The following is a 19,876-nucleotide window of genomic DNA, read 5'->3' on the forward strand; positions in this document are numbered from 1 at the left end:
GCGGTGTCAATCGAGGACGAGGTCGATGGCGGCGCCGTGCGTCCCCGGCTCGAGGTCGGGACGCGGCGTCAGGTCCATGGTCACCGCGGCGCGCTGCCGGGGATCGCTGATCCAATTGTAGATCCCGTCGCGGGCATTGCCCGGATCGCCAGCGATATAGAGCTGGCTGACCAGATCGGGACGGCCGCCGGCGGCAACCTTGACGTGGATGTGCGGCGCCCGTGACCCGTAGGCCACCGGCTTTATGGTGCGGAACCGATAGCCGCCGTCGCCGTCGCTGACGGTGCGGCCGAAGCCCTGGAAATTGGGATCGCTACGGCCGCGCTCGGCGTCGCGGCTGTGGATGTAGCGGCCGAACGCGTCGACCTGCCAAATCTCGATTTGGGCGCCGGGCAGGGGTTGGCCACCGGTGTCGACGACGCGGCCGAAAACATGGATCACCTCGCCCCGAGCCTGGCCGCCACCGGCGATCGAGACCAGATCGTTGTCGACGTCGAGCGGCAGGCGGTCGGGGTAGAACGGGCCCGCGGTCTGGCGCAGGGTGGCGATGAGGGCGCCGCCGGCGGCGCTCAATGCACCCCACCCGGCAATCGCCAGGCCGGCGGTGACGATACGGCGGCGGGACGGCAGGATCATGCTCATGCCCCGACTCTGCGCCGATCCCCGTGCCGGTCAAGCATTGCGATTTCACATTCCCGCGAGGCGGCGGTCCGTATTGTCGGCCCGCGCGGTCACGACGTAGCGCAGCGGGCCGCCCGGAACCACCGCGTCGAAGGGATAGCAGGTCGACAGCACGAGCACCGGCGCACCGTCGCCCGCCGGCATGCGGGCGGCGTCCTTGTGGACGATCCGCACGTCTTCGACGCTATAGCGGCGGACGGCGCCGTCGGCACGCTCGACCTCGATCGCGTCGCCGGTGGCGACCTTCTCGAGGAAGCGGAAGTGAGTGTCGCGGTGGCCGCCGATGATGCTGGTTCCCGCCATGCCGGGCAGCGCCGTGCCGTCGACGTGGCCGGGCCCGAAGGCCAGGGTGCGGCCGCTGCCGCCGGCGAGCACGATATGGTCGATACCGAGGCGCGGTACCGACAGCCGCGCGACCGGCCAGGTATCGGCCCACGACCATGGCTTGACCCCCTCCGCTCCGTCGAGAGTGTCGGCCCAGGCCCCGGCCAGCAGGTGCTGCGCCAGCACCGCCTTGGCGCGGATATAGAGGCCGTCACCGACCAGCCACAGCCCGGCCGCCGCCATCACGGCGGCGGCCACGGCCAGGGAGGCGCGACGCGTCATGCCGCGCCGTGGGGGCGCCGCACCCGCCACGCCAGCGCCAGCGCCAGCAGCAACATGAGCAGCCCCACCAACAGATGAAGCTCGGCCGCGGTCGCGCCCTGCGGCAGCGGCATCGCCGCCAGCTGCGTGCCCGCTGCCGAGGGGTCGGTCAGGCTGGCCTTGCGCAGGGCCGGGGTGATGCCGCGGCGGCGCTCGTCGTGGGTGCCGAAGACGGCGTCGAAATCCCAGCCCGCGGGCAGATTGGTGGCGATCGTGCGGGTGTCGGCGGTCTCGCCGTCGGGCCGCCGCGGCGTCACGTCGATGGCGACCAGGCTGGTATGGGCGCTGACCAGATGGTGGTCGAGGGCGACATCGACGATTGCTTTGCGCACCTCTGTGGGGTCGGCGCCGCCGTGGACGCTGTCGTCGAGTTCGTCGATCTTCGCTCGTGCCCATAGCGCGGCGATGCCGTCATGGTCGGCGCCGCTGGTCAGCGGCACGGTCAGGATCCAATCGTCCTGCTCGCGCCGCCCGCGCAGGCCGAGGTTGTCGCGCAGCGCGCCGATCCTGGCGGTCACCACCACCGGCTCGCCCTGGTAGAGGTCGGGGAGGCGGCGCGGCATCGCCTCGACCTCGACCCCGTCGGGCCAGGCGATCGACATGTCGGTCACCACTGGCTGCTCGAGCTTGACGAACAGCGCGGCCATCTCCGCCGCGACCTCTTCGAGATCGTCGATGTGGGTGAAGGTGCCGCGGCCGTATTCCGCCGCCTTGCGCATGAAATAGCTGTTCGGCGCCGAGCCGATGCCGATGGTGAACAGGCGGCGGTCGCCGAGCCGCTTGTTGATGGTCTCGAACAGCTCGCTCTCGTTGCCGATCGCGCCGTCGGTGAGGAAGATGACCTGGCGCAGGCGGCCGTCGCCGTCGCCGTCGCCGCCGCCGAGCGCCGCCTTCATCGCCGACAACATCTCGGTGCCGCCGTCGGCATGGAGCCGGGCGACATAGCGCTTGGCCGCCATTACCGCGCCAGGCGTGGCCGCGACGACCTCGGGGAACAGGCTGCTGGTGTCGCTGTTGAACTGGATGATGTTGAAACGGTCCTCGGGGCGCAGGCGGTTGAGCGCCAGGCCGAGCGCCGCCCGCACCTGGACGATGCTGGTCCCGGACATCGAGCCCGAGGTGTCGATGACGTAGGTGATCTCGCGCGGCGGCGGGACATAGCCGGGCAGGATCTCGGTCGGCGGCATGATCATCAGCAGCAGGTAATTGCCGTCGGCGCGGCGCTCGACGAACAGCCCGGCGCCGGGGGCGGCGCCCACCGCCGGCGTCCAGCTCAGCGCGAAATCGCGATCGGCGGGCACCTCGGCGGCGTCGAGGGTGACGGCGACGCGGTCGTCCTCGAGTTCCTGGACCGCGATGTCATGGGTCGCGCTGACGATCTCGGCGAGCGGAAACCCGGCATCGAGGACGACCTCCAGGCTCACCGGGTTGATCTTGCCGAGCGCCGGATGCAGCACCGGCGGCGTGATCCGCGCCGCGTCGGGCACCCGCGCCGTGTTATCCGCCCAGCCGCTGCCGCCGAAACCGGCGACCTGAACCTCGCCCGGGATGTAGCGCGGCCCGACCACCATCGGGAAGCGCAGCGAAAAGGTGCCGCCGTCATAGGCCAGGGTCTCCTGGTACTCGATCTCGATGACGATCTCCTCGCGAGGGCCGATATTGGCCACCGAGGTGGTGAAGATGTTGGGCCGCTCCTGCTCCAGCAGCGAGGCAGTCTTGCCTTCGGCTTTAGCCTGCTCGTAATCGCGCCGCGCCTGTTCGCGTTCGCGGATGAGGCCGTCGATGAAACGGTCGCCGACCTGCATGCGCAAATGGTCGACCGCCGCCGTCTCCGGCAACGGAAAGACATAGATGCCTTCGACCCAGGCGTTGTCCGGGTTGGCGAAGCGCTGGCGCACGGTGACCCGGTTGACCATGCCGCTGACATTCATCATCACGTCGGTCGTCAGTTGCGGCGCCACCGTGAAGATGCCTTCGCGGTCGCCGCGGAACAGCAATTCACCGCGCCCAGCCTCGGCGAGCCGCATTTCCGGGCGGGGTGGGGCCTCGGTCGCCGGTTCGGCGCCGGCGCGGGCCATGGGTAAAGCAGTGAGAATCAGCGCCGCCACCATCAGGCGGGCGATGAGAAAGTCGCGCGCCGCCGCCGTCGGCGCCGCGGTAAGGGTCTTGCGACCGGTGCGGTAATTCATTGTCGTCTCCCCGTTCACGGCGCCCGTACTGGCACGCCGGAGCGTCAAGGGGACGGCGGAGATGTGGCGTCAATGGCGTCCGAATGGGGCGGCAATGGGATCAATTGCGGCGATAAATTGGCGGAGAGGGGGAGGAGACGGGTATCGGGCATCCGTTCGATCGGCGACGGCGGCCATTCGACTTCATGCACGACGTCGCTGCCACTCCTCGGAACCGACCGGTCGCCAACGAGCCTCGTGCCCGATGCCTATGACAGCATCATTGTCCCGACCTTCCCGGATTCGCTGCGAACGAGCCTGCCGCGCGACTCGAAATTTAGAGCGACGCGTTCACGATTGGCAATCGCCTCACCCTAACCCCTTCACGTCAGCGGCCAAATGCTGCTACGCTCCCCGCCATGGGGAGACCGCCGTTCCATAGCCGTGCCTGGCGAGCGATGGCCGCGCTGGCGGCCGTGCTGCTTACCGCCGGGTGCGGGCTCGCCGACGCCCCGATCATCAACCCCAAGGGGCCGATCGGGCAGGCCGAGAGCGACCTGTTGTTCACCGCCTTTAAGGTGATGCTGATCGTCGTCATCCCGGTCTTCGTCCTCGCCTTCGGCTTCGTGCTGCGCTATCGCGCCGGTAACGAGAAGGCAGCCTATCGGCCCGACTGGGATTACTCGGCGCCGCTCGACGCGGTCGTTTGGCTGGTGCCGGCGTTGATCGTGATCTCGCTGGGCGTCCTGGTATGGATCAATACCCACAAGCTCGACCCGTACCGGCCGCTCGCCTCGTCCGTCCCGCCGCTCGAGGTTGAGGTCGTGGCGCAGGACTGGAAGTGGCTGTTTATCTATCCCGAGCAGGACATCGCCGTCGTCAACGAGCTGGTGTTTCCGAGCGAAACGCCGCTGAGCCTGAAGATCACCTCGGATACGGTGATGAACTCCTTCTTCATCCCCGCTCTGGGCGGGCAGATCTACGCCATGGCCGGGATGCGGACGGAAATGCACCTGCTGGCCGACGCGCCGGGCCGGTTTACCGGCAAGAACACGCAATACAGCGGCGACGGCTTCGCCGACCAGCATTTCGAGGCGATCGCCGCCTCGCGCGCCGACTTCGAGGCCTGGGTGGCGAAGGTCAAGCAATCGCCCGAACGGCTCGATCCCAGCGCTTACGACGCCCTCGCCGCGCCCAGCATCAAGCATCCAGTGACCTACTACTCCGCCGTCGAGCCGAACCTGTTCGACGCCATCCTCGCCAAATATGCGGCCAACCGGACGGAGGCCGAGCATGACGAAGCCAACTAGGGGACACCGCGATGTTCGGTAAGCTGACCGTCGACGCTTTGCCGCTTTACAGCTGGGTCGCCATGAGCGGGGCGGCGATTACCGTCGGCGCCGCCCTCGCCGTCATCGCCGGTATCACCTATTTCGGCAAGTGGCGCTATCTATGGGTCGAATGGCTGACCAGCGTCGACCACAAGCGGATCGGCATCATGTATATCACGATGGCGCTGGTCATGCTGGTGCGCGGCTTCATCGACGCCATCATGATGCGGAGCCAACAGGCGGTCGCGCTCAATTCCGACGGCTATCTGCCGCCGGACCATTTCGACCAGATCTTCAGTTCCCACGGCACCATCATGATCTTCTTCGTGGCGATGCCGTTCATGAGCGGCTTGTTCAACATCGTCGTGCCGCAGCAGATCGGTACCCGCGACGTCGCCTTCCCGTTCCTCAACTCGGTCAGTCTGTGGCTGACCACGGCGGGCGCTGGGCTGGTCATGATCTCGCTGGTCATCGGCAAGTTCTCGACCGCCGGCTGGACCGGCTACCCGCCCTATTCGGGGATTGAGTATTCACCCGACGTCGGCGTCGATTACTGGCTGTGGGCGGTGCTCATCAGCGGCGCCGGATCGACCCTGACCGGTATCAATTTCATCGTCACCATTATCAAGCGGCGGGCGCCGGGGATGACCCTGATGCGGATGCCGATGTTCACCTGGACCGTGTTCTGCAGCAGCATCGTGATTACCTTCGCGTTCCCCGCCCTGACCGTTGCCTGCGCCATGCTCGGCCTCGACCGGATCTTCGGCATGCACTTCTTCACCAACGAGGCCGGCGGCAACTTTATGAATTACATCAACCTGTTCTGGATCTGGGGCCACCCGGAGGTCTACGTCCTCGTCCTGCCCGCCTTCGGTGTCTATTCCGAAGTGGTGGCGACCTTCTCCAGCAAGCGGCTGTTCGGCTACAAATCGCTGGTCTACGCCACGATGGCGATCGCCCTGATGTCGTTCGCGGTCTGGCTACATCACTTCTTCACCATGGGCGCGAGCGCCAACGTCAACACTTTCTTCGGCATCGCGACGATGATCATCGCGATCCCGACCGGGGTGAAGGTCTTCGACTGGCTGTTCACACTCTATCGCGGCCGCATCCGCTTCCACCCGTCGATGCTGTGGACCATCGGCTTCATCGTGACCTTCGTCATTGGCGGCATGACGGGTGTTCTGCACGCGATACCGCCGGCCGACTACCTGATGCACAACACGACGTTCCTGGTCGCCCATTTCCACAACATGATCATCCCCGGCGTGCTGTTCGGCTATCTGGCCGGCTTCATGTACTGGTTCCCCAAGGTGATCGGCTTCACGCTCGACGAACAATGGGGCCGGCGCGCCTTCTGGCTGTGGCTGGTCGGCTTCTATCTCGCCTTCATGCCGCTCTATGCGCTCGGGTTCCTCGGCATGCCGCGGCGCATGGAGCACTACAACGTCGCCGAATGGCAGCCCTACCTGATCGCCGCCGCCGCAGGGGCGGTCCTCATTTTGTGCGGCATCGCCTGCCAGCTCATTCAACTGGCGGTCAGCGTGCGAGACTGGCGCGAGCGGCGCGACCTCAGCGGCGACCCCTGGAACGGGCGCACCCTGGAGTGGCTCACCTCGTCGCCGCCGGCGCCCTACAATTTCGCCGTGCTGCCCGAAGTCGGGAGCCTCGATGCCTTCCACGAGATGAAGAAAGGCGGCGTCGCCTACCGGCGGCCGGAGCGCTATGAGGACATCTACATCCCCAAGAACACCGGCGCCGGGCCGATCCTTGGCGGCATGGCCTTCGTCCTCGGCTTCGCCGTGATATGGCATATCTGGTGGCTGGTCGCCGCCGCGGCGCTCGTCATGCTGGCGACGATCGTCGTCCGCACCTTCGATGACGATCCCGACTATTGCCTGACCGCCCGCGAGGTCGAGGAGATCGAGAACGAGCGCTACAAGACCCTGGCCATCGCCGAGGCGCCGCGCGAAGAAGCCGAACGCGACCCCGCCTTCGCCGCCCAAATGCTACCGGGGAACGTGACATGACCGATATCGCCGCGCCGTCCGCCGCCCGCGATCGGGAAACCTCAGAGATCGTGGAACAGCGGGCGTTCGGTTTCTGGCTCTACCTGATGAGCGACGCCATCATCTTCGCGCTGCTGTTCATGACCTTCGTCGTGATGTCCCATGGCACCGCCGACGGGCCAACCGCGAAGGAGCTGTTCAGCCTGCCGCGGACCTTCGCCGAGACCATGCTGCTGCTGGTCAGCAGCCTCACCTTCGGCTTCGCCTCGCTGGCCGCCGGCGACCGTCACAAGGCCGGCGTGCTCGGCTGGCTGGCGGTCACCTTCGTGCTCGGCCTCGGCTTCGTCGCCCTCGAAATCGGCGAGTTTGCCGGCATGGTGGCAATCGGTGCCGGCCCCGACCGCAGCGGTTTCCTGTCCGCCTTCTTCACCCTGGTCGGCACCCACGGCCTGCATGTCAGCTTCGGCCTGATTTTCATCGTCATCATGGCGGCGCAGATCGCGGTCCGCGGCCTGACCGTGCCGGCGACGTCGCGGCTGTTCCGCCTCGGCCTGTTCTGGCACTTCCTCGATATCGTCTGGATCGGCATCTTTTCGGTCGTCTATTTGCCGGGAGTGATGTGAATGAAGGTCTGGATCGCCAATCTCGAACCCGGCGTGAAGGTCTACCTGACCGGTTTCGTCCTCGCCCTGGCGCTGACCGTGATCCCGTTCGCGCTGGTCGCCATCGACGTGGTGCCGCGACTGCCGGCGCTGATCGTCATCGCCGTCCTGGCGCTGATCCAGGTGCTGGTCCATCTGCGCTGTTTCCTCCATCTCGACCTGGAGACGACGCCGCGCGAGAACATCGTGGCGATCGCCTTCGCCGCCGTTCTGATCTTCCTTTTGATCGGCGGCAGCCTGTGGATCATGCTCGACCTGCACAACCGCATGATCGTGTGAGCGCGGGGCGACGGCGGGCCGGTTGTCTGGCTTGCGCGTCGTTGAAGCGTCCGCCTCTCCGTGCCACCCTCGCCGGCGATGCAACCGGTCGACGGAGGACACGATGAAACTGAGCGGGCGCAACCTTCTGGACGGCAGGGCGGTCGTACCGCTGATCGGCGCGATGAGGGCATAACCCCCCCCGGTTCACGCTTGATAGCGACCGCCAAATGCCCGCTCAGAACGCCACTGGGAGATCACAAGCTCGACCCTTAACCTCAGATCTCGCAACGCCCAAACACTGTCCGGGCCGACCACCGAATTGCTCACGTCAGGCTCGGGCCAGCGTTTCCACACAACCGGGACCCCATACGGACATTGAATGATCAAGGTTTGTATAGACTGTCTGATAGTTCCTTCCGATTGATGGAGCGTGGTGGAAGTTATCGACGATCAGAGCCGACAGCGTTGGATTCTGGTCGCCATGGGCGGCGTGGTCGGTCTCATTCTGCTCGACGAGACCGTTGTCGGCGTTGCGCTGCCGACTATTCGCCATGACCTCGGCTTGTCGCTTGTCGCCTCTCATTGGGTCGTCAACGCCTACTTGCTCGTCTTCGCCGGCTTTGCGGCGGCGGGCGGAAAGCTCGGCGATATCGTCGGGCACAGGGTGCTCTTCACGGTTAGCGTCATCATCTTCGGACTGGCCTCGCTGGCTTGCGGGTTTGCCCAAGACGGCGTCTGGCTGATCGCCGCCCGTGCGGTTCAAGGTATCGGGGCTGCGGTCATTTTCCCGGCCTCCATGGCGATGATAACCATCGTCTTTCCACCAGAAGGTCGCGGTGTGGCGCTCGGCATTTATGGCGCCATCGGCACGGTTTTCCTCGCCTTGGGTCCGCTGGTCGGCGGTTTTTTTACCGAGGTGATTTCCTGGCGTTGGATCTTCTGGATCAACCCCGTGATCGTCGTTGCAATTGCAGTCATTGTGCTCATCGTGTGGCGAGACCCCGCGCGCGAGGGCTCAGAGCCCAAGCTTGATGTCACCGGGCTGTCGACGCTGGTCGGCGGATTAACCATGTTGGTTTTTGCCATCATGCAGGGGCCAGACTGGGGCTGGTCCAGCCCCGCGATCCTCATCCCGCTGGTTGGCGGCATCACTGTCCTGGGTTATTTTGTCCTTCTGGAACGACGTCTCGAAGCACCGCTCGTCGAGGTGGCATTGTTTGCCAGCGCGAGCTTCACGGCATGCAATCTGGTCGTCTTTGCCGCCCAGTTCAGCAAGATTGCCATCATCATCTTTGGTGCGCTTTACCTTCAGCACAGTATCGGCATGAGTCCCTTGGTTGCCGGATTGGCATTGGTGGTCGCGGTAGTCGGTAGTCCGATGACGGCAGCCGCCTCGGGAAAATTTGCTGATCGCTATGGCTCGCGCCGGCCAGCGCTTGGCGGGCTCGCTTGCGCCGTTGCGAGCGTGTTGTGGATCGGCATGGCATCCCCATGGGACGACTATCTCGTGCTGGTGCCTGCCTTGGTTATCTGGGGTGCGGCGATGCCGTTCTGTTTCATGCCGCCCCAGCGCGCGATCATGAACGCCGTAACGCTAGATGAACAGGGTCAGGCCGGTGGCATCGTCATGACCGCCCAGCTCCTGGGCGGCACCATCGGCATGGCGGTGTGCAGTACAATCTATTTGATAACACAGGACTATCAGGCCGTCTTTCTGGCGACGGGGGGATTCTTGACAGTTGTCCTGGTGATCGGTTACGTCGCAATCGAACGCGATACCGGTTCCGCAAGGTAATAATCGAGAGACGGCGGTGCGGTCCCTGACTACGAGGCGAGATCGGGCGAACGGGTCTTTGCATTGACTTGGTGCCCGTTAGGCGATCCTAACAGCGAGGGGCGCTCGACGTCCGATTTCGGGCGGTAAGCCGACACAATGACCGAATGCGAGCCACCGGTATGCGCTCAATCTTCCTGCCGCGGGCTCCCCTAATGTGTCCTTATTCGGTGAAGTCTATCCGACCGTCCGGAAGCAAATAGAGAACGAGCGCCCGGCCGCCTGTAACTTCCGGGTAATGGTCGGAACCTGGCTCGAAAACGCACCAACCGCGACCGTGACCGCAGAAAGTTGCCGCTTCCGCGACTGGCATCACCATGCAAATTTCGCCCGTTGGATGACGGTGGTGAGGGCCGCGAAAATCGGTGATGTCGACAACATCTACGCTGAACCCGTCGCTTGTCGGGCTAGGCTCGATGACGCGCCCGAAGCGCCGCCCCTTACCGCCCTCTTGGCACATCCAACCGGCGCCGATCGCGGCGTGGCAGGCCCGCTCGATGGCGTGGTATTGCTCGCCGTCGGCGGGAAAGAGCCGGTTCAAGTCTTCGGCCAAACCAGCATCGATCGACGCTCCCCGAACAGCTCGCGTCACCGGGCGAATCAAGGTCTCGAAGTCCGCTAGGCCCATGCTACGCTTCCTCTCTCGCGCGTTGAAATCTCAACCGGCCGAAGATCGCGAATTGATCCGCCGTATGTTCGCTTTGCGCCGGAAGGTGCTGCAAAACTCACCGAGTCGCGATGGCGGCGAAACAATCGAAACGTCGTCAGGCCCGGCCTGAATAATCGAAACGAACTTGTCATGGATCAATGCACCCCTGGCATTTCAAAGGTAACCGGTTGGGCGCCACGCTGGCGTGGCGATCATGGCCATTGAGGAGAACAAAGAATGCCCCGTCGGATCATCCCCGATGTTATACGCGGACAGACAATTGTGCACCTTGGGGCAAAGGCCCTGGCGCGGCGGGCCGCAAAACTGATGCGAAATAACAACGTTGGGGCGGTGCTGATCATGGAGGGTAAAGCCTTGAAAGGCATCCTTACGGTAAATGACATGACCTGCCGCATAATTGCCGAGGGACTGGATCCGAACAAGACGCACGTAGGAGAGATTATGACCCCCAACCCGGACACGGTCAGCTCCGAAACGACGGCCATCGAGGCGTTGCGTCTCATGCACGACGGTGATTACCGGCATCTGCCGGTCGTCGATGACGGACAGGTCATGGGTCTCGTGTCGCGCCGGGACTTCCACGGTCTTGAGAAAGCAAGGCTCGATGATGAAACGGCGCTATGGGAGCGTATCGCTTAGATTGTGGGTTGGAGACCGTGCAACGCACGCTCACCTCTCACGCATTTTATAGATGGGGGAAATCCCGAAGAAATACACCTGCGAAGGTGAGGATGTCTCACCGCCGTGGAAAGTGACAGAGACTTATGAGAACACACCCTGGCTCGGTATACGTGCACAGCAACCTGGGTCGTGGGGTTCTGTGTGGCGAGAACTTCAACCGCTCGTGATTCTAGTTCTATTGTCTGGTCTTGTTGTATTGCCGAGGGGTAGGCGGGCCTGTGCCGGACGAAATTTGAAAGATCGTTAGGGACGAAACGCAACGGGCGATCCTCGCGGGCGAGCCCTCTAATCGAGGCGATGAGCTTTACAGGCCGATCTATCATGAAATGTGCCGAGATTGCAGCCGCCTGGCAGCCGCACAGCCAACCTCGCGCCGTTGAAGCGCCCGCCGTTCCGTGCCACGGTGCCGCCAGCCGTATCGAATTACGGAGGCATCGATGAAGCTGAGCGCGCGCAACATATTGGACGGCAAGGTGGTCGCGGTGAAGACGGGCACGGTGGCGGCCCAGGTCACCGTCGACATCGGCGGCGGCACCCTGATTACGTCGACGGTGACGGTCGACGCCGTCGAGGACCTCGGTCTCGCCGAGGGCTCGCCGGTGAGGGCGGTGATCAAGGCGTCCGAAGTCATCCTCGCCACCGACTAGAGTATCGCGACGGCCCGCCCGCGAGCTCTCCGACCGCGCCATGACCTCGATCCTCGCCTATATCGGCGCCGCGATCGCCGGCTGCTTCGCGTTCTGGGCCTGGCTCCGCCTCGACAAGCCGGTGTGGTGGGTCGTTCCCGGCGTGCTGGCGCTGGCGCTATTCGCCTATCTGCTGACCCTCGTCGACAGCCCCTTCGCCGGCCGCGCCTATGCCGCCTATGGCGGGATCTACATCGCCGCCTCGCTGGTCTGGTTGTGGATCGTCGAGGGCGCCCGTCCCGACCGCTGGGACGCCATCGGCGCCGCGATCTGTCTCGTCGGCATGGCGGTAATCCTGTTCGGCCCGCGCGCCGCTTGAAGCACCGCGGCGACCGGCGTAGGGTGCGGACCGCCTGCCACCGATGACATAGACGAGGCCATCATGCCGTTTATCGCTTCCCGCCTCGGGCGCATCAAGCCGTCCGCGACCCTCGCCGTGAACCAGAAGGCCGCCGAGTTGCGCGCCGCCGGCCGCGACGTCATCGGCCTCGGCGCCGGCGAGCCCGACTTCGATACCCCGGACTTCATCAAGGCGGCGGGGATCAAGGCGATCGAGGACGGCCAGACCAAGTACACCGCGGTCGCCGGCACTCCCGAGCTGCGTGCCGCCATCGCCGGCAAGTTCGAGCGCGAGAACGGCCTCATCTATGCGGCCGACCAGGTCACCGTCAGCTGCGGCGGCAAGCAGGTACTCTACAACGCGCTGATGGCGACCCTCGACCCTGGCGACCAGGTCATCGTGCCGGCGCCCTATTGGGTATCCTACCCGGACATGGTGCTGCTCGCCGAGGGCGAGCCGGTGATCGTGCCGTGCGGCGAGGAGAGCGGTTTCAAGCTCCGCCCCGATGCGCTCGAGGACGCGATCACCGAGCGCACCAAATGGCTGATCCTCAACAGCCCGTCGAACCCGACCGGCGCCGCCTATTCGCGGGACGAGCTCGCCGCGCTGGCCGCCGTGCTGCTGCGCCATCCCCAGGTGTGGGTGATGACCGACGACATGTACGAGCACATCCTTTATGACGGCGCCGAGTTTGCCACCATCGCGGCGGTCGAACCCGGCCTCTACGACCGCACCCTGACGGTGAACGGCGTCTCCAAGGCCTATTGCATGACCGGCTGGCGGGTCGGTTACGCCGGCGGTTCGGCCGACCTGATCAAGGCGATGAACAAGGTCCAGTCGCAGAGCAGCACCCACACCAGCTCGATCAGCCAGGCGGCGGCGGCGGCGGCGTTGAGCGGGCCGCAGGAGTTCATCGCCGCCCACAACCAAATGTACAAGGAGCGGCGCGACCTCGTCGTATCGATGCTCAACCAGGCCGACGGAATCAACTGCGCGACCCCCGACGGCGCGTTCTACGTCTATCCGAGCTGCGCCGGGGTGATCGGGCGCAAGACGCCGGACGGCCGCACGCTCAAGACCGACGAGGACTTCGTCACCTATATCCTCGAGGCCGAGGGCGTCGCCGCGGTGCAGGGCGCGGCGTTCGGCCTGTCGCCCCATTTCCGGGTCTCCTACGCGACCTCGACCGAGGCCCTGACCGAGGCCTGCACCCGCATCCAGCGCGCCTGCGCGGCGCTGAGCTGAGCACGGACTACGCCGGGTCAGGCATGCGCCGCAGGGCGCGAATCGGCGACAGCGCGAGGACCAGCGGTGCCGTCAGGCCGCCGATCACACCGATCCATACCGCGGTGCGGACATCGAGCTCGGTCGCCAGCCAGCCGGCGAGCAGGGCGCCGGTCGGCACCAGCACGCCGGTCAGGACGTGCAGGGTTGCGTTGGCGCGGCCGAGGACGGCGAGCGGCAGCACGGTCTGGCGCAGGCTGACCGCCTGCACCGCATAGGCCACTATCAAGCCGTCGCCGATCAGCTGGTGGGTGACGAGGAAACCGAGCATCAGCCAGAGCGGGCCCTGGGCCAGCGGGATCAGCAGCGCGGCGGCCTGGCCGGCCGCGAGCATCGCGATCATCGCCGGGCCCAACCGCCACCGCGTGGTGACGTGGCGGGCGAGCACGGCGCCGAGCAAGGCGCCGATCCCGCCGATGCCGATCAGCACGCCGACCGTCCCCGGCGACAGGCCGAGGGTGTCGATGGTGAAGATCATGTAGAGGGCATAGAAGAACCCGCCGGACAGGGCGCCGAGGCTCTCGACCACGAACAACGGCCGCACCAGCGGGTGGCCGAACGCGGCGCGCAGGCCGACCGCCAAATCGCGGGCCATGGTCGGGCGCTCGGTCTCGGGTTTGGCCGGCGGCTCGGGTTTGCGGATGCGATGAAGGAACGCCGCCGACACCAGGTAGGTGAACGCATCGACAAGGATCGTCGCCGGCGCCGAGATCAGCTCGATGAGGATACCGGCGACGCTCGGCCCACCGATCTCGGCGACGGCGTCGGTCGATTCCAGCTTGGCATTGCCCTCGACCAGATCCGGCTTTCCGATCAGTGCCGGCAGGTAGGCGTTGTCGGCGATTTGGAACAGGGTCGTCGCCGCGCCGACACCGGCGGCGACCAGATAGAGCTGAGCCATCGCCAGCAGATCGAGCCAAGCGGCCAGCGGCACGGTCAGCAACAGGGCGGCGCGAACCAGGTCGGCGCCGATCAGCAACGGGCGCTTGGCCGAGCGGTCGACCCGCCCACCCATGACCAGGCCGACAACCACGCCGGGGGCGACCGACAACGCCGACAGGATGCCGATTTCGGCCGGGCTGGCGCCGATTGTCAGCAGTGCGAGGATGGGCAGCGCAGTGCGGCTGATGCGGCTGCCGAAGGCGCTGACCGCCTGCGCCGCCCATAGCTTGAGGAAGTCGGGGTGGCGCCACAATCCCCGTGTCGGCCAAATCATCGCTGCACCCATCGTTCCAACGCCGGTTTTTCCTTGCATCGCCGCCGCCGGATTGGAAGATTAGCGGCAACGGACCGTCGGTCTCGTTCCTGCAGCCGGGCCTGCCCGTCTCATTCCCCGGGACCGAACGCCACGAACATAACCTTCAGGGAGGCGTCAGGTGAGTGAATCTGCGTCGGGGCCGCGTTGCGCGGCATTCGTCGGACCCTATCTCAGCGGCAAGACCACATTGTTGGAAAGCGTTCTCTTCGCCACCGGGGCGACGAATCGCAAGGGCTCGGTCAAGGAAGGCAACACGGTCGGTGATTCGTCGGACGAGGCGCGGGCGCGGCAGATGAGTGTCGAGGTCAACATCGCCTGCACCGCCTATCTCGGCGACGAGTGGACGATCCTCGACTGTCCGGGGTCGGTCGAGCTGGGTCAGGAAGGTCACAACGCCCTGCTGGCGGCCGATATCGCGGTCGTCGTCGTCGAGCCCGACGTCACCAAGGCGCCGATCGCCGCGCCGCTGCTCAAGTTCCTCGACGACAACGACATCCCGCACATGGTGTTCATCAACAAGATGGATATCGCCAACAGCACCGTGCGCGAAGTCATCGAGGCGCTGCAGGCGGCATCCGAGCGGCCGCTGGTCCTGCGCCAGGTGCCAATCCGCAACGGCGAGGAGGTGACCGGCTACGTCGACCTGATCAGCGAGCGCGCTTATGAGTACCGCGCCGGCGAGGAATCGAAGCTGATCGAGATTCCCGACGACTTGCAGGACCGCGGCCAGGAGGCGCGCCAGGAGCTGCTGGAATCGCTGGCCGATTTCGATGATACCTTGCTTGAGCAGTTGCTCGAGGACACGGTGCCGCCGAAGGAGGAGGTCTACACCTATCTCAAGGCGAACCTGCAGCAGGACCGGGTGGTGCCGGTTCTCCTCGGCTCGGCGGAGAACGACGGCGGCGTGTGGCGGCTGTTGAAGGCGCTGCGCCACGACACGCCGGAGGTCGACGCCTTGGCCGCCCGTCTCGGGGTCGGCGACGGCGAGCCGGTCGCCCAGGTGTTCAAGACCTATAACCTGCCCCGTGCCGGGAAGCTGTCGATGGCCCGTGTCCTGGCGGGTGAAATCGCCGACGGCATGACGCTCAATGGGACCCGTGTCGGCGGCATGTTCAAGATGCTGGGACTGGGCCAGGAGAAGATAGCCAAGGCGGCACCCGGGGCGGTCGTCGCCCTCGGCCGCATGGAAGACGTCAAGACCGGCGATACGCTGACTCCATCGGGTACGCGGCCCGCCGACATGTCGCCGTGGCCCGACCCGCTGGATGCCCTGTTCAACATGGCCATCGTCGCCGAGGACCGTGGCGACGAGGTCAAGATGTCGACCGGCATCGCCAAGCTGATCGAGGAGGACCCCTCGGTCACCGTCGAGCACAATCAGGACACCGGCGAACACCTGTTGTGGGGGCAGGGCGAGATCCATCTTCAGATCGCCGCCGACAAGCTGAAATCGAAATACAATATCGGCGTCTCGGCGCGGCGCCCGCAGGTCCCCTACAAGGAAACGATCCGCAAGAGGATCGAACAGCATGCGCGCCACAAGAAGCAATCGGGCGGGCATGGCCAGTTCGGTGACGTCGTCGTCGAAATCAAGCCGCAGCCGCGCGGTGCCGGCTTCGAATTCACCAACAAGGTGGTCGGCGGAGCGATCCCGCGCCAGTTCATTCCGTCGGTCGAAAACGGCGTAAAGGAGCATCTCGGCCGCGGCCCCCTCGGTTTCCCCGTGGTCGACGTCGCGGTCGAGCTCAATGACGGCCAGCACCATTCGGTCGACAGCTCGGACCAGGCCTTCCGCATGGCCGGCCGGCAGGCGATGAACGAGGGGCTGCCGAAATGCGATCCGGTACTACTCGAGCCGATCCTCGACGTCGCCGTTTCGGTGCCCAGCGATTTCACGTCGAACGTGCAGCGCATCGTCAGCGGCCGCCGCGGCCAGATCCTCGGCTTCGATGCCAAGCCCGGCTGGACCGGTTGGGACGAGGTCAAGGCGCAGATCCCGCAGGCCGAGATGCACGACCTGATCATCGAACTGCGGTCGGCGACCATGGGCATCGGATTCTTCAGCTGGGAATTCGACCGTCTGCAGGAATTGACCGGCCGGCTCGCCGAACAGGTCGTCGCCGCCCGCGCCGAGGCGCTGGCCAAGAACTGATCGCGATGGCGCCGATCCCCGCCGTCGCAATCGTTACCCGTTGCCGGGTCTGGCGGGCCGGAGTCGCGGCGTCACCGTCGGGCAGAGGATATTAGGATGGATTTCAGTGTCTGGCTCGCGTTCTTCGCCGCCGCCGCCATCGTCATCGTGGCGCCGGGGCCGAGTACGCTGCTCGTCGTCGCCCACGGGCTCAGCTTCGGTCGCCGTCCGACGATGGCGACCATCCTCGGCGTCATTTCCGCCGACAGTACCCATGTCGTGGTCGCCGCTTTCGGCTTGACCGCGCTGCTGGCGATCTCGGCGCAGGTTTTCACGGTCATGAAATGGGTCGGCGTCGCCTATCTGATCTACCTCGGTATTCGCTACTGGCGAGCCGGGCCGATCGATCTCGGCGGCGGCGCCCAAAACGGGCAGGGGTCGACGCGCAAACGCTTCCTGCAGGGCTATTTGGTGACGCTCACCAATCCCAAGCCGATATTGTTCTATGTCGCGTTCTTCCCCCAATTCCTCGATCCGGCAGCGGCCCAGGGACCGCAATTCGCCATCATGGGAGCGACCTTCGTCGCGATCGCCTTCGCCGTGATGTCGTTGTACGCCACCTTCGCCGGCCGGGTCAGGCGCTGGTTCAATACCTCGCGGCGCCAGCTGCTGCTCAATCGCGGCGCGGGCACTGTCTTAATCGGCGCCGGCCTAATTCTGGCCGGCCTGCGACGCTCCTAGGATCCGATGGCGCTGTCCGACGTGGCGGTGGAACAAGCGGTGCGGCTGCTGTTGGCGGCGCGCGGCGATCACCGCCGGATCGAGTCGTTTCCGGCCGAATGCCGCCCGGCGACGATGGCCGACGGCTACCGCATCCAGGATGGTGTGGCGGCGGCGCTCGATGTGCCGCGCGCGGGCTGGAAAATCGCCTGCACCAGCGACGAGGCGTGTGAAATACTAAGTGCCGACGGACCGTTTCCGGGCCGGGTGTTCGCCTCCGTGCTGGTCGACAGCCCGGCCGAACTGTCGGCCGGCGCGTTTCATTTTCGCGGCCTCGAGGGCGAATTCGCCTTTCGTCTCGGCGCCGACCTGCCGCCGTCGGGGGCGCCCTACAGCGCCGGCGATATGGCGTCGGCGATCGAATGCCTGTATCCCGCGATCGAGATCGTCAATAGCCGGTTCATCGAATGGACCAAGGCCGGCGCGCCATCCCTGGCCGCCGACAATGCGGTCAACGGCGCGCTGGTCATCGGCCCGGCGGTGACCGGTTGGCAGAGCACGGATCTGGCCGCTCATGGCGTTTCGCTGTCGGTCAACGGCGCGGTCAGGCAGACCGGCACCGGCGCTGACGTTCTCGGCAACCCCCTGGCGGCGCTAGCCTGGCTGGCCAATGACCGGGCGGACTGGATCGGCGGTCTCAAGGCCGGCGACGTGGTCACCACCGGCACCTGCACCGGGATCGTCTATGCCGAGGCGGGGGATAGCGCGACCGCCGATTTCGGTGACCTCGGCGCCGTCACCGTGGCTTTCACCGACTGATCCGCGGCCGCCGCGGCCCCAATCGCTCAACGCCTTCGGATTTGCGAGAAAACGGTCGGGATGCTGCGCGGCTTGTTGGCGTAGGCGTGACAGCCGAATCTAAACCCAGGCGATACGGAGCAGGTTGGTCGCGCCGGGCGTGCCGAATGGCACCCCGGCGGTGATCACGAACGGTGCCTCCGCCTCGCCGAACCCTTCGGCCCGGGCGTGATGACGGGCCTGGTCGACCATCACTGTGGTGTTGCCGATGTCGTCGGTGATGATGCAATGGACGCCCCAGGCCAGCGCCAAACGGCGCGCCGTCGCCAGGCTCGGCGTCAGGCTCAGGATCGGTACTTCGGGGCGCTCTCGCGAGGCGCGCAGGGCGGTCGAGCCCGATGACGTATAGGTCACGATGACCACGGCTGAGATCGTATGGGCGACCTGGCGCGCGGCGGCGGTGATGGCGTCCGACGCGGTCGCCTGCGGGTCGGGATGTTCGGCGTCCATGACGCGAAGGTAGGACGGATCGCGTTCGACGCCGCGGATGATACGGTCCATCATCGTCACCGCCTCGATCGGGTAATCCCCGGCCGCCGTCTCGGCCGACAGCATGACCGCGTCGGCGCCCTCGTAGACCGCGGTCGCCACGTCCGATGCCTCGGCCCGGGTCGGGGTCGGGGCTTGGATCATCGATTCGAGCATCTGCGTCGCCACCACGACCGGTTTCCCCGCCGCCCGGCAATCGCGTACGATCTGGCGCTGAATCCGGGGCACGTCCTCGGGCGGCAATTCGACGCCGAGATCGCCACGCGCGACCATCAGCGCGTCCGAGCCGGCGATTATTTCGTCGAGGCAGTCGATCGCCGCCGGTTTCTCCAGCTTGGCCATCAACGCCGCCCGCCCGGCGATCAGCGCCCGCCCCTCCTCGAGGTCCTCGGGCCGCTGCACGAACGACATGCCGACCCAGTCGACGCCGAGCTCGAGCCCGAATTCGAGATCCTCGCGATCCTTTTCGGTAATCACCGAGATCGGCAACACGACCCCCGGCACATTGACGCCCTTGTTGTCCGACAGGACCCCGGCGGTGACGACTTCGGTCTCGGCGTGGCCGGCATCGCAACCGAGCACGCGAAGGCGCACCTTGCCGTCGTCGAGCAGAAGCATCGTCTCGGGACGGATGGCCTGGAAAATCTCGGGGTGGGGCAGGCAAACCCGCCCGCCGTCGCCGGGTGCCGATTCGAGATCGAGGCGGAATTTCGCGCCGGCTTCCAGCGTTACCTTGCCGTCTCCGAAAGTGCCGACGCGGAGCTTCGGACCTTGCAGGTCCATCAGGATGCCGATCGGCCGGCCGGTCTCTTTCTCGATCGCGCGGATGGTGTCGTAGCGCGCACGATGGTCGGCGTGATCGCCGTGACTGAAATTGAGGCGGAATACATCGGCTCCAGCCTCGAACAGCCGGGCAATGGTGTCCCTGTCGCTGGTCGCGGGCCCCAACGTGGCCAAGATTCGGGTGCTGCGTTGCCGGCGCATGGACGCAGTCTATACCAGGTACGGACTAATGCGAGTTGGAAACGAGCTATGCCCGAAAGTTGGTGACGGGCTGGTCAGGCGGCGTTTTGGATTTGCTTGATGCCGTTCTCGAATCTCACTCCCTGGATGACCTCGGCGAGGTGGTTTGATCCATCGAGCCTGCGCCATTTCTTCCTGGCGCTCA

Annotated in this window: 18 protein-coding genes; 12 read left to right on the forward strand and 6 right to left on the reverse strand. The window is 65.7% G+C overall.

The genetic code is table 11. The features are described from left to right. Positions 1-6: 6 nt before the first annotated feature. Genes GY791_15165 through GY791_15175 form a run of 3 tightly spaced genes read right to left on the reverse strand, consistent with a single transcriptional unit; the run spans position 7 to position 3,515 of the window. Positions 7-642: an intradiol ring-cleavage dioxygenase gene (locus GY791_15165; protein MCP4329766.1), complete on the reverse strand. Its 636-nt coding sequence runs from the start codon at positions 640-642 to the stop codon at positions 7-9. A 45-nt stretch (positions 643-687) separates the two neighbouring features. Beyond that, positions 688-1,248, reverse strand: a complete 561-nt coding sequence (locus GY791_15170; GenBank protein ID MCP4329767.1) for a class GN sortase — start codon at positions 1,246-1,248, stop codon at positions 688-690. 35 nt (positions 1,249-1,283) lie between these two features. Further along, a complete protein-coding gene (locus GY791_15175) occupies positions 1,284-3,515 on the reverse strand; it encodes a marine proteobacterial sortase target protein (GenBank protein MCP4329768.1) in 2,232 nt (743 codons plus the stop codon). 398 nt (positions 3,516-3,913) lie between these two features. On the opposite strand from GY791_15175, the gene cyoA reads away from it, so the two are divergent. The 5 genes from cyoA (at position 3,914) to GY791_15200 (ending at position 9,552) form a co-directional block, all read left to right on the forward strand. Continuing rightward, positions 3,914-4,804 carry a ubiquinol oxidase subunit II gene (gene cyoA / locus GY791_15180; protein ID MCP4329769.1) on the forward strand — a complete coding sequence of 297 codons (891 nt, stop codon included), beginning with the start codon at positions 3,914-3,916 and terminating at the stop codon, positions 4,802-4,804. Between the two features lie 11 nt (positions 4,805-4,815). Next, positions 4,816-6,855, forward strand: a complete 2,040-nt coding sequence (gene cyoB, locus GY791_15185; protein MCP4329770.1) for a cytochrome o ubiquinol oxidase subunit I — start codon at positions 4,816-4,818, stop codon at positions 6,853-6,855. Further along, complete coding sequence (cyoC, locus tag GY791_15190; GenBank protein MCP4329771.1) at positions 6,852-7,457, forward strand: cytochrome o ubiquinol oxidase subunit III; 606 nt, start codon at positions 6,852-6,854, stop codon at positions 7,455-7,457. The genes cyoB and cyoC overlap by 4 nt, the downstream gene beginning before the upstream one ends. Further along, complete coding sequence (gene cyoD, locus GY791_15195) at positions 7,458-7,775, forward strand: cytochrome o ubiquinol oxidase subunit IV (GenBank protein ID MCP4329772.1); 318 nt, start codon at positions 7,458-7,460, stop codon at positions 7,773-7,775. 463 nt (positions 7,776-8,238) lie between these two features. Continuing rightward, the gene (locus GY791_15200; protein MCP4329773.1) at positions 8,239-9,552 is read left to right on the forward strand and encodes an MFS transporter; all 1,314 of its coding nucleotides are present in this window, start codon (positions 8,239-8,241) and stop codon (positions 9,550-9,552) included. Positions 9,553-9,754: 202 nt separating this feature from the next. On the opposite strand, the gene GY791_15205 is transcribed toward GY791_15200, so the two are convergent. Next, the gene (locus tag GY791_15205; protein ID MCP4329774.1) at positions 9,755-10,219 is read right to left on the reverse strand and encodes a DUF4863 family protein; all 465 of its coding nucleotides are present in this window, start codon (positions 10,217-10,219) and stop codon (positions 9,755-9,757) included. A gap of 258 nt (positions 10,220-10,477) precedes the next feature. Here GY791_15205 and GY791_15210 point away from each other — a divergent pair, with 258 nt between their 5' ends. The 4 genes from GY791_15210 (at position 10,478) to GY791_15225 (ending at position 13,213) form a co-directional block, all read left to right on the forward strand. Continuing rightward, positions 10,478-10,900 (forward strand): CBS domain-containing protein, encoded by a 423-nt coding sequence (locus tag GY791_15210; GenBank protein MCP4329775.1) that lies wholly within the window; start codon positions 10,478-10,480, stop codon positions 10,898-10,900. Between the two features lie 479 nt (positions 10,901-11,379). Next, entirely contained in the window at positions 11,380-11,589 is a 210-nt protein-coding gene (locus tag GY791_15215; protein MCP4329776.1) for a transporter, read from the forward strand. Positions 11,590-11,629: 40 nt separating this feature from the next. Continuing rightward, on the forward strand, positions 11,630-11,947 hold the full coding sequence (locus tag GY791_15220) for a YnfA family protein (protein ID MCP4329777.1): 318 nt from the start codon (positions 11,630-11,632) through the stop codon (positions 11,945-11,947). 63 nt (positions 11,948-12,010) lie between these two features. Then, on the forward strand, positions 12,011-13,213 hold the full coding sequence (locus GY791_15225; protein ID MCP4329778.1) for a pyridoxal phosphate-dependent aminotransferase: 1,203 nt from the start codon (positions 12,011-12,013) through the stop codon (positions 13,211-13,213). Positions 13,214-13,220: 7 nt separating this feature from the next. On the opposite strand, the gene GY791_15230 is transcribed toward GY791_15225, so the two are convergent. Beyond that, positions 13,221-14,468 carry an MFS transporter gene (locus GY791_15230; protein ID MCP4329779.1) on the reverse strand — a complete coding sequence of 416 codons (1,248 nt, stop codon included), beginning with the start codon at positions 14,466-14,468 and terminating at the stop codon, positions 13,221-13,223. Between the two features lie 160 nt (positions 14,469-14,628). Between GY791_15230 and GY791_15235 the strand changes: the two genes are divergently transcribed. The 3 genes from GY791_15235 to GY791_15245 all read left to right on the forward strand — a co-directional run bounded on the left by GY791_15235 (position 14,629) and on the right by GY791_15245 (position 18,180). Beyond that, complete coding sequence (locus GY791_15235; GenBank protein ID MCP4329780.1) at positions 14,629-16,662, forward strand: elongation factor G; 2,034 nt, start codon at positions 14,629-14,631, stop codon at positions 16,660-16,662. A gap of 96 nt (positions 16,663-16,758) precedes the next feature. Next, positions 16,759-17,382 carry a LysE family translocator gene (locus tag GY791_15240; protein ID MCP4329781.1) on the forward strand — a complete coding sequence of 208 codons (624 nt, stop codon included), beginning with the start codon at positions 16,759-16,761 and terminating at the stop codon, positions 17,380-17,382. Between the two features lie 6 nt (positions 17,383-17,388). After that, complete coding sequence (locus GY791_15245) at positions 17,389-18,180, forward strand: hydratase (GenBank protein ID MCP4329782.1); 792 nt, start codon at positions 17,389-17,391, stop codon at positions 18,178-18,180. 99 nt (positions 18,181-18,279) lie between these two features. On the opposite strand, the gene pyk is transcribed toward GY791_15245, so the two are convergent. After that, positions 18,280-19,692 carry a pyruvate kinase gene (gene pyk / locus GY791_15250; protein ID MCP4329783.1) on the reverse strand — a complete coding sequence of 471 codons (1,413 nt, stop codon included), beginning with the start codon at positions 19,690-19,692 and terminating at the stop codon, positions 18,280-18,282. Positions 19,693-19,876: the final 184 nt, after the last annotated feature.

The sequence above is a fragment of the Alphaproteobacteria bacterium genome, from assembly GCA_024244705.1.
Classification (GTDB): Bacteria; Pseudomonadota; Alphaproteobacteria; order JAAEOK01; family JAAEOK01; genus JAAEOK01.